This is a genomic window from Pseudomonas sp. AC229, assembly GCF_979254655.1.
In genome coordinates, this window is record NZ_CEEDHK010000071.1 from 1 (window position 1) to 257 (window position 257).

At 49.4% G+C, this 257-nt stretch carries 1 protein-coding gene; it reads right to left on the minus strand.

Annotation, left to right across the window (positions count from 1 at the left end; translation table 11 throughout):
- Positions 1 to 257, minus strand: a 257-nt coding sequence (locus AC0IW7_RS24885) for a hypothetical protein (protein WP_471821517.1), incomplete at both ends; no start/stop codon positions are given.

The window sequence follows — 257 nt, forward strand, 5'->3', positions numbered from 1 at the left end:
CAACTGAAGATTGGCAAAACTTGGCGTGCCGATTTTCACCCGCCCAATAGTTGCTACCTGTGCCTGTATCCCCTGCCCGAGCACTGTCTCCACATGGCTTATGGTAAATGCCGCTGGACTTTGAGGCGTATCAGTCTGTTTATTGTAAGATTCAGCATAGTTCACTAGCGTGGTCGCAAGCGGGTGATTCGCATGACGCTCGACACTGGCAACGAGCTGCAGCAGTGCTGCTTTATCTAAGTTAAACAGTTTTAGAT